8 protein-coding genes and 2 tRNA genes are annotated in these 9,560 nt (G+C 57.3%); all 10 read right to left on the bottom strand.

Annotation, left to right across the window (positions count from 1 at the left end):
* Nucleotides 1–806: 806 nt before the first annotated feature.
* Nucleotides 807–882 (bottom strand) — tRNA-Lys (locus ACTQXI_RS04970).
* A 28-nt stretch (nucleotides 883–910) separates the two neighbouring features.
* Nucleotides 911–2,191 (bottom strand): aminopeptidase, encoded by a 1,281-nt coding sequence (locus tag ACTQXI_RS04965; protein ID WP_441048787.1) that lies wholly within the window; start codon nucleotides 2,189–2,191, stop codon nucleotides 911–913.
* Between the two features lie 93 nt (nucleotides 2,192–2,284).
* Entirely contained in the window at nucleotides 2,285–2,860 is a 576-nt protein-coding gene (locus tag ACTQXI_RS04960; RefSeq protein WP_427717870.1) for a hypothetical protein, read from the bottom strand.
* A complete protein-coding gene (locus ACTQXI_RS04955; protein WP_154516897.1) occupies nucleotides 2,861–3,739 on the bottom strand; it encodes a phosphoribosylaminoimidazolesuccinocarboxamide synthase in 879 nt (292 codons plus the stop codon).
* 118 nt (nucleotides 3,740–3,857) lie between these two features.
* A complete protein-coding gene (locus ACTQXI_RS04950) occupies nucleotides 3,858–5,423 on the bottom strand; it encodes a sensor histidine kinase (RefSeq protein WP_154516828.1) in 1,566 nt (521 codons plus the stop codon).
* Nucleotides 5,424–5,434: 11 nt separating this feature from the next.
* On the bottom strand, nucleotides 5,435–6,157 hold the full coding sequence (locus ACTQXI_RS04945; protein WP_006236208.1) for a response regulator transcription factor: 723 nt from the start codon (nucleotides 6,155–6,157) through the stop codon (nucleotides 5,435–5,437).
* Nucleotides 6,158–6,309: 152 nt separating this feature from the next.
* A complete protein-coding gene (locus ACTQXI_RS04940) occupies nucleotides 6,310–7,473 on the bottom strand; it encodes a hypothetical protein (RefSeq protein ID WP_427794048.1) in 1,164 nt (387 codons plus the stop codon).
* Nucleotides 7,474–7,520: 47 nt separating this feature from the next.
* Nucleotides 7,521–7,784: a TIGR03905 family TSCPD domain-containing protein gene (locus ACTQXI_RS04935; RefSeq protein ID WP_427717875.1), complete on the bottom strand. Its 264-nt coding sequence runs from the start codon at nucleotides 7,782–7,784 to the stop codon at nucleotides 7,521–7,523.
* Between the two features lie 129 nt (nucleotides 7,785–7,913).
* Entirely contained in the window at nucleotides 7,914–9,260 is a 1,347-nt protein-coding gene (purB, locus tag ACTQXI_RS04930; protein WP_154516820.1) for an adenylosuccinate lyase, read from the bottom strand.
* Nucleotides 9,261–9,452: 192 nt separating this feature from the next.
* Nucleotides 9,453–9,527 (bottom strand) — tRNA-Gly (locus tag ACTQXI_RS04925).
* Between the last annotated feature and the right edge of the window lie 33 nt (nucleotides 9,528–9,560).

Here is a 9,560-nt window from a genome sequence, read left to right as displayed (position 1 = left end):
CGTTCATCCTGAGCCAGGATCGAACTCTCCGTCCAAATATGTTTGGGCCTCGAGCCCGTCCGGTCCTCTCAGTCATCGCTGATCGGTTCCGTTCGATTCATATGGTTCTGTATAGGAAAAGGAATTCTCGGGGCCGCCTCTCGGCGGCCTTGCGAAAAACGAATCCAAGTCAGACCATTTCAAATGGTTCGATGTCTGCCCGGATGCGACACATCTGGTGTGTCCATCCTCGCAGTATCCGGTTCTCAAGGTGCACGCCTGCGCCGGTTCCCGGTCCGACCGGGCCGCGCGGCAAGGAGATATATTGCCAGACCGGAGGGGCCCGCGGGGCGGGAATCCCGCACTCCATATTTTGTTCACAAATAAATTGATCCTTCAGCTGTTCCACTGAAGTCATATCTGAAGCATCGGCTTCCGGTATTGGCGATGACCAGCTGGTTTATAGGTGTTGAGGTATCGGTCATCTCTGGTGCGCTACTTTACTCTAACGGCATCTGGTTTTGGTTTCCTGTCGGTAAAAGGCTGGTTTTGGCCGCCAGGCGTCCTTATATATAGAGAAGATCGGGTTCGAACCCGTGCACCGGCAACAAAAAAGCGGCCGGCATCCGCCAGTCGCTTTTCTATTCTATGGTGGGCCGTCAGGGGTTCGCGCCCGCTGCGCGGGCGGCCGCTTCGGCGCCTCCACGCCTCGCGCGCTGCGCTGGCAAACGCTGACGCGTTTCCTCAGCTCCGCGCCCTTTCGGGTTCGAACCCGTGCACCGGCAACAAAAAAGCGGCCGGCATCCGCCAGTCGCTTTTCTATTCTATGGTGGGCCGTCAGGGGTTCGAACCCTGGACCTTGGGATTAAAAGTCCCCTGCTCTGCCAGCTGAGCTAACGGCCCGCGGATGGCATTGTACCACGGTCTGAGACTATTCCCAACTCCATTGGCCGTTCTGGAAAATCACAATTTCACGTCCATCAGGTGTAATGCCCGTAATATCGATGTCGTCCGTGCCAATCATAAAGTCAACGTGCGTGCTCGAAACGTTGACGCCATGCTCCAGAAGTTCCTCTTTGGACATGTCATACCCGCTTTCGATGCACTCGGGAAAACCGACACCCAACGCAAGGTGACAGCTGGCGTTCTCGTCATAGAGTGTGTCGTAGAACAGAATGCCGCTTTCACGAATCGGTGTGTTCTTGGAAATAAGCGCGACCTCGCCCAGATGAGCAGCACCTTCATCGGTTTCAATAATGCTCGCAAGCGTTGCCTTACCCACGCGAGCGTCATAGTCCACTACGCGGCCGTTCTCGAACTTAATCCAAAAATCGTCAACCTTATTGCCGTGGTGAATGAGCGGCATAGCCGAGTACACGATGCCGTCGGCGCGCATGCGATCGGGCGAGGTGAAGACCTCCTCGGTGGGAATGTTGGGGAAGAAAGGGTGACCGTCGGGAGTTTTTCCCTTGCCGCCGGCCCACTCATGGTCTTTCGTCATTCCAATCGTCAGATCAGTTCCATTCGAAGCGGTGTAGTGCAGGCAATCAAATTGATTATCGTTTAGGAAGCGCAGGTTCTTTTCGAATGTGGCGTCATGGAGCTCCCAGTCGCTCTCCGGGTCCTGGCCATCAGCACGAGCGGTGTGCAGAATCGCATTCCACAGCTTATAGACTGCAACCTCATCGGCGTCTCCCGGGAATACCTCGCGCGCCCAAGCAGCGACCGGAGCGCCGGCGATGCACCACGGGTTAATGTTGTAGTCCAGTCCACGGCGGAAGACCTTACACTGCATGTTCCTCGCCTTAGAAGCTGCGGCAGGCTTAGCGGGATCGATGCCCTTGAGGGCAGCAGGGTCCGTGCCCTCAATAAAGATAAAGCAGGCTCCGTCCTGAGCCAACGAATCCAGCTGCATGCGCTTCCACTCGGGAGTCTGCTCAAAATAGCTTTTCTCGACATGCTCGTAGGTAAGCCTCGTCACGGCATCGTCAGCCCAGATGACCGTCACGTGACCGGCACCGGCGTCATAAGCCTCCGCAACCACCACGCGCGCAAATGACGCGCACTCGACGGGAGACTGAACGACGACCTCCTGACCGGGCTTAACGTTGACGCCCTTGCGGACAACGAGACGCGCATAATTGTTAATCTTGGGCTCCAGGGACTTCATACCCTCCAGAGCCTCTTCGACCGTCAGGGCAGCTCGAATCATGTGCCACTCCATCTATCTACAGGACAGTAAAAAGGCGCACCGCAAAAAACGACGCGCCTTATATCTTAGCGATATCTATAGGTTGTAACGCTACTACTTCTTCTTGGAGGCCTTCTTGTCCTCTTTGGCAGCCGAGCGCTCGATAATAGCGTTGAGCTTGTTATCGGACATGCCCTCGGCCTGCGCGCGATACATATTACGCAAGGGACGGATGCGCACGAAGTCGTAGATGAAGTCACCCAGAATGACGATGTAGGACAAAACAATGCCGGCCATCTGGACGGGGCTGGACACCATGCCAGCGGGAGCGAAGTACAGCGAAGACCAAATGGCCACGACGAGCACCATGCCGATAGTAAGCACGGCCCACCAGATGCGGCGGCGCTTGGTGTAGTCCTCATCCTGCTTGAGAAGGATACTCGACACCGTGTAGATGCGGTCCTCCTTGGCGCGCCGCTTAGCCTTGCGGGCGCGCTTCTCCTCTTTAGAGAGGCCCTCGAGGCTCTCGCCCTTCTCGAGCTCCTTGCGGCGTGCCTTGGATGATGCCGGCACGACGCGAACAGAACTCGCTGCCTGACGAGCTGGCTTGGCGGATGCGGCGGACTTGCGCGCAACCCCGGTAACCTCGTGGGATTGCGTGCGCTTGTTCGTGGCGCTGCGGGTACTCACTTACGCGTTCTCCTTCATGCTTGTAAACTGGGAGCCCGTGATGATCTGGAAGGCCTCGCGATAGCGCTCGGACGTGCCATCGATGACCTCGGCGGGCAGATGCGGGGTCTCCCCCGTCATATCCCAGTTGGCCTTGAGCCAATTGCGGACGAATTGCTTGTCGTAGCTAGGCTGAATCTTACCCTCCTCGTAGCTGGCGGCAGGCCAGAAACGGCTGGAGTCGGGCGTGAGGCACTCGTCGATCAGCGTGACCTTGCCATCGATGACACCAAACTCAAACTTGGTGTCGGCAATGATGATGCCACGGGTCGCTGCATACTCGGCGGCAGCTTTGTAGATCTTAAGAGACAGATCTCGGATCTGCGTGGCGATGTCCTCGCCAACGATCTCGCAGCAACGCTCAAACGAGATATTCTCGTCGTGATCACCGATCTCGGCCTTCGTGGACGGGGTGAACAGCGGCTCGGGGAGCTTGGAGGCCTCGGTCAGGCCCTCAGGCAGCTGGATGCCGCAGACGGTGCCGTTCTCGTCGTAGGTCTTCTTGCCCGAACCGGTCAGATAGCCGCGGACGATGCACTCGATAGGAATCGTCTGGGCCTTCTTAACCAGCATGGCGCGGCCTGCGAGATAGTCACGATACTCGGCAAACTCCTTGGGGAAATCCGCCGGATCGATGGAGACGAGGTGATTGGGGACGATATCGGCAAACTTGTCGAACCAGAACGCCGAGATACGGTTGAGCACCTCTCCCTTAAACGGAATTTCGTCGGGAAGAATAAAGTCGAACGCAGAAATGCGATCGGTGGCGACCATCAACAGGTTTTCGCCGGCATCGTAGATATCACGAACCTTGCCACGGGAATCCGGACGACGCTCCATCGTTGTCACGTGAGTCACTCCTTACCTAAATACGATAGAAATGCGGGTTCTTTCCCGCACGTTTTCGCAAACTCGGAGCGGCAGGGACGCGGCCCCTCCTTCACCGAATAGCGAAAAGCTAGTGCTCCATTGTAGTAGATGCCGCGTCCGCCGTGTGCTCGCGGGGCAGATGAATCGTAAAAGTCGTACCCTTTCCAAGCTCCGACTCCACGGATATGTAGCCATGGTGACGCTCGACGATCTGTTTAGTTACGGCGAGGCCGACGCCCAGGCCGCCAGCTTCGCGGGCGCGGCTGGCATCGGCGCGCCAAAATCGTCCGAAGATACGCGACAGATCGTCCTTGGCAATACCGATACCGGTATCCGAAACGGCAATACTGACATGCTTGCGGTCACTGAGCACCGACACTACGACCCAACCGCCCTCGGGGGTGTAGCGCATGGCGTTGCTCATGAGGTTGATGACGCATTGCGTGATCATGTCGGGATCGGCCTCGACGACATCGTCGTGCCCCTGGGTTTCATCTGCAAAGCGAAGGCGAAGGTCACGGTCGGCAAACAGACGCTCCTGGCCGTTCACAATCGATCGCACGAACGGAACCATGTCCACCGGTTCGAGATTGAGCGGAGCCGTGCTGTTTTCCATACGCGATAGGTCGAGCATCTGCTGCACCAAACGAGCCAGGCGACGCGTCTCGGAAGCGACCGTCTCCAGATGCTCGTCGTCGGTGGGATACACGCCATCTTGCATGGCCTCGACCGTTGCAAGCATGGCCATGAGCGGTGTACGAAGCTCGTGTGCGACATCCGAGGTCAGGCGCTTTTCGTGCTTCATATCTTTCTCGAGTGAGGTGGCCATCTCGTCAAAGGTCTCACCCAGCTGGTCGATTTCGTCATCGCCGCGCAAGCCCGTACGAGCAGACAGATCGCCGTCGCGAATTTGCTTGGCTGTGCTCGTAATACGATGAATCGGCTTGGTAAGCATGCGCGACACGAGCGATCCGATAACGACCGAGATGCAGATTGCAACAACCGCGGCAAGAGCCATGGCGTTAAAGGTCTTCTCCCTAAACGCAGAATCTGCCTTAGTGAGCAGAGCGTCGGAGCCGATAGCCCATAGCTTTACCTGTCCGACATGCTCGCCAGAGGACGTAACGATTTCGACGTTGGCAACGCTATCGGAGTCGGTGGGCGCTGACGAGACCGGGCTATGCGAGGCCTTTTTACCGCTCGAGCTGCTCGACGGCAATTCGCTCTCGCGCACATCGGCGGTCGCACTTGCCGAAGGCCATGAGTCGTCATAAACGACAACGCCCTTTTTGTTGACGACCTGCATACCCAGGTCGTCGGACACCAAGCTCGATGTCGCGACCGTGCGCAGCTCGCCCGCAGTCCAATTGCCGTTTTCCTCATACGACGTCGCAAGCTTTTCGGCAGCAGAATTGGCGATCTCGACGATATTGGAGCGCGTGTAATCCGAAAAGACGGTGCCCCACACAACGGAGACAACGCCCACCAGCACCAATACCGTCATGAGCGATGTCAGGGCAAAAGCCAAAGCCATACGCGAGGGATAGCTCATCGCCGGCCGTGAATCGGAACGAGGCGTGTTCCAACTTGCCTTGGAACCCGCCTCGTTCTCCTGCTTGTGCTTTTGTCCGATTTCAAAGCGCGCAGGTGTCATATGTGATTTACCTATTTCTCGTCCGACTTATCGGTCTTGGCCGGAGCCTCGAAGCGATAACCGACGCCGTGAACGGTATAGAGCCACTTAGGCTTCTTGGGGTCGTCGCCCAGCTTGGCGCGAAGGTTCTTCACGTGGCTGTCGATGGTGCGCTCGTAGCCCTCAAAGTCGTAGCCGAGCACCTTCTCGACCAGCTCCATACGGTTATAGACGCGACCGGGATGGCGAGCAAGCGTGGTAAGCAGCTTAAACTCGGAAGCGGTCAAATCAACTTCCTTGCCCTCGACCAAGATCTTGTGGCCCGAGATATCGATGACCAGATCGCCAAAGTCGAGTACCTCAACGGCGGGCTCGTCTGCCTGGTGAGCACGACGGAACAGGGCGCGAACGCGGGCGACGAGCTCGCGCGGCGAGAACGGCTTGATCAGGTAGTCGTCGGCACCAAGCTCGAGGCCGATGATGCGATCCTCGATCTCGCCCTTGGCGGTAAGCATGATGATGGGCACATCCGAGGTATCGCGGATAGTGCGGCAAACGCGCTCGCCGGGGATCTTGGGGAGCATAAGGTCGAGCACAACCAGGTCGAACTGGTGCTTCTCGAACTCCTCGATCGCAGACTGGCCATCGCCAACGCCAACAACCCAGTAGCCCTCGCGCTCGAGATAGGCAGCGACAGCGTCACGGATCGCCTTCTCGTCCTCGACCAGCAGAATCTTTTTTGCATCTGAAGCCATAACACGGCCCCCCTGTCTCAATTAGCTAAGAACAAGCCCATTTTAACGCACCTGAGCCCACCGGGCATCGCATGGGCGCGACAGCTCGGCGGGCGGTACTCACGGTTACAATGGGCTTATTCCCCCGTTGGCGCCTTTTTAACCCCTCGGCGCTAAAGAGAGAACAGGCGAGCGGTAACCGTCTCGGGAATTCCTTGGCTATTACGCACCGTGGCATAGGTTAAAAACGTATTCGATTTTCCCGCCGTAGCTGGATAGTCGCCATATTCGAGAGCGCGGTCGGGCGACAGCAGCGAACCATAGGTTTTAGCGGAGGTATCGATCAGAAAATGCGATGCCTGAACCTTAACCAGATATTTGCCCTTCCTGCCGGCGGCGCACGCGAGCGGTTCGCGCGATAGAAATTGATACGGGCCGCCCTCGTTACCAATGTAGGTACCCATATTGCCCAGGCCGCCCACGCCGGCATAGGTCGCCTCAATGGAGAACACAAACGTATCGCCCATATATACGGCCTCGAAAGGTGACACCGACGAAGGAAGGACCAGCTGAGCCCTCTTGGTATTGTTGCCGTCCGTCAGGTCGATCGCCGTCATGCCGTAGTAGACGCCCTCGTCATTGCGCACGCGGGGTGAGATAGTCAGGATGCCATCGCTCACGCGCGGTGCAGACGCAAAGCGGCCTGTCGACTTCCAGATTGCCTCCGCTTTAGATTCATCGAGCGAACGGCGGTAGCAATATGAATCGCTGCCGGTCTTATTGCCACCGGTCGAAGGCATCTTGTACCAGATGACCGACGAGTCAAAGGCGGTAAACAGCGGAGGGTCGTAGTCCTCACCGCCGCGATCAAGCTCAACGGCATTACCAGTAAGCGCCGCGCCCGACAGGGTTTGCGCATAGAGCTTCCACGACGAATTCGCGTAGTTCATCTCAACCCACGCAAACACGCTATCGGTGGCGCGAACGTCGTAAAACGCATAACCGGAACCCTCGACAGGATCGTCAATCAACGTGGTGAGTGAGCCGTCCCCCATGTTGAACACGCCAAGCGTGTTGGCATGCAGCGCAGATGCGGGCGCCATCATCGCCGCAGCGTAACCTCCATCGCAGTAGTACAGCAGCGTCCCCAATGGCAACGTCCACGACGCCGTCGGCTTAAGATCAATGTCGACGGCCTCATACTCTTCGGTAATCGAGACGATCTTGGAATCATCTTTGATAACCTGCGGCTCACCGGCAGCATCATCGCTGGTGCCCGTTTTTTTCGAGCACCCCGCAAGCAGCGTGGCAGCACTCGCGGCAGCACCACCCAACACAAATCCTCGGCGCGTTACCCCATTCTTAACGCGATCAAAAATACTCATTAGGCAATCTCGGCACGCGCGGCCTCGATGGCACGCGTAAGCTGGTCGGCACAGGAGGTCTTTTTCGTGCCGCACGTATTGCCGGCCAACACCTCAATCACACGATCGGAAGAAACACCTTCGACCAATTTAGAGATGGCCTTGAGGTTGCCGTTGCAGCCGCCGGTAAACTCAACGCCCAGTACTTTGCTGCCGTCATCGGAAAGATTGAGGTGAATATTGCGAGTACACACGCCCTGGGGCTTGTAATCAAACGAAATCATGCGATCTCCTTCTCAGAATGTCATTCGAGACGACTATTATCCCCGTCTTTCCATAAATGCAACGAGGCGCTTTACCGGCAACACACATTACCAGCAAAGCGCCCTAAAAAGCTAACGTTATGCCCGAACCTACTCGAAGCTCAGCTGCTCCAGACGATCGAAGACCGTATCGATGCGGGTGAGGAAGTCCCACGGATCAAAGATCTCGTCGAGCTTCTCCTGGCTGACGGTGCAGCGCGGATCGGCCTCGAGGCGCTCCTTGAAGGTGGGGCCGGAAACACAGTCCTGCACCTCATGCCAGGTCGCCATGGCGTTTTCCTGCACGATTGCGTAGGCGTCCTCACGGGTAATGCCCGTATCGACGAGGGCCAGCAGAACCTTGGAGGAGAAGATGAGACCGCGGGTCTTGTTGAGGTTGGCCATCATGCGAGCCGGATACAGCTGGAGGCCATCGATAACGCGGATAAGGCACTGGAACATGTGGTCAAGTGCGATAAAGCTATCGGCCTGGGCGACGCGCTCGGCAGAAGAGTGCGAAATGTCACGCTCATGCCACAGGGCGACGTTGTCGAAGGCGACCTGGGCGTTGGACTTCACGACGCGCGACAGGCCGCAGACCTTCTCCATGGTGATGGGGTTACGCTTGTGCGGCATGGCGGAGCTGCCCTTTTGACCCTTGCGGAACGGCTCCTCGGCCTCGAGTGTATCGGTCTTCTGCAGATTGCGAACCTCGGTAGCGATACGCTCGCAGGTGGCCGCCGTGGTGGCGAGGACGCCAGCGAGGTAGGCATGATGGTCGCGGCTGATAACCTGCGTGGACAGCGGGTCGTGAACCAAACCCAGGTGCTCGCAGACATACTCCTCGACAAACGGCTCGATGGAGCTGTAGGTGCCAACGGCACCCGAGATGGCACCGAAGGCGACGTTCTTGCGAGCGTCCTCAAGGCGATCCAGATCGCGCTTGAGCTCCCAGGCCCAAGAGCCAAACTTCATACCAAAGGTCATAGGCTCGGCGTGGATGCCGTGAGTGCGACCGGCGCAGAGCGTGTTACGCTCCTCGAAAGCGCGACGTTTGCAGATCTCGCCGAGTTTCTTGACGTCCTCGATAATTAGGTCGCAGGCCTGGGTGAGCTGATAGCACAGGGCCGTATCGCCCAAGTCAGAGCTGGTCATGCCATAGTGAACCCAACGGCTGGGTTTAGGCTCGCCCTCGGGAACATCGGCGTCGATATACTCCTTCATATTGGTCAGGAAGGCAATGACGTCATGGCGCGTGACTTCTTCGATCTCGTCGACCTTCGCCTTCTCAAAGTTGGCGTGGTCGCGGATCCACTGAGCTTCTTCTTTAGAAATACCGATCTTGCCGAGCTCCGCCTGGGCCTCGCAGGCCAGAACCTCAATCTCCTGCCAAATGGCGTACTTGTTCTCGAGGGAGAAGATGTGTCCCATCTCCGGGCGGGTATAGCGATCGATCATAGCGGCTCCTTTTTGGTTATTGGCACGTTGGTCGTAACTCAACCATTGTACCGTGCGCAGGTGCAAGTATAGGCAGCAGGTATTAACCTAACATTTTGCCATTTGCCTAACGTTCACACCCTGTCGGGTTCGAGTCCCGGCACTTTATTGAAAAAAGCACGGTACCGCAGCGGTGCCGTGCTTTTATTTTTTTGGAGCGGGCAACGGGACTCGAACCCGCGAGTGTCAGCTTGGGAAGCTGATGCCTTACCACTTGGCGATGCCCGCATATGTGGGGGATAGTATAACGCGGTTGTCTTG

The organism is Collinsella sp. LCP19S3_C9 (assembly GCF_052121575.1).
GTDB lineage: Bacteria > Actinomycetota > Coriobacteriia > Coriobacteriales > Coriobacteriaceae > Collinsella.
Note: the sequence above shows the minus strand (reverse complement) of the source record. Positions and strands in the feature narration are given on the sequence as shown.

Excerpts from the sequence above, each read along its gene's own strand:
- ACTQXI_RS04950 (WP_154516828.1), bottom strand. The coding sequence starts at position 5,423 with ATGACACCTGCGCGCTTTGAAATCGGACAAAAGCACAAGCAGGAGAAC.
- ACTQXI_RS04955 (WP_154516897.1), bottom strand. The coding sequence starts at position 3,739 with ATGGAGCGTCGTCCGGATTCCCGTGGCAAGGTTCGTGATATCTACGAT.
- ACTQXI_RS04945 (WP_006236208.1), bottom strand. The coding sequence starts at position 6,157 with ATGGCTTCAGATGCAAAAAAGATTCTGCTGGTCGAGGACGAGAAGGCG.
- purB (WP_154516820.1), bottom strand. The coding sequence starts at position 9,260 with ATGATCGATCGCTATACCCGCCCGGAGATGGGACACATCTTCTCCCTC.
- ACTQXI_RS04935 (WP_427717875.1), bottom strand. The coding sequence starts at position 7,784 with ATGATTTCGTTTGATTACAAGCCCCAGGGCGTGTGTACTCGCAATATT.
- ACTQXI_RS04965 (WP_441048787.1), bottom strand. The coding sequence starts at position 2,191 with ATGATTCGAGCTGCCCTGACGGTCGAAGAGGCTCTGGAGGGTATGAAG.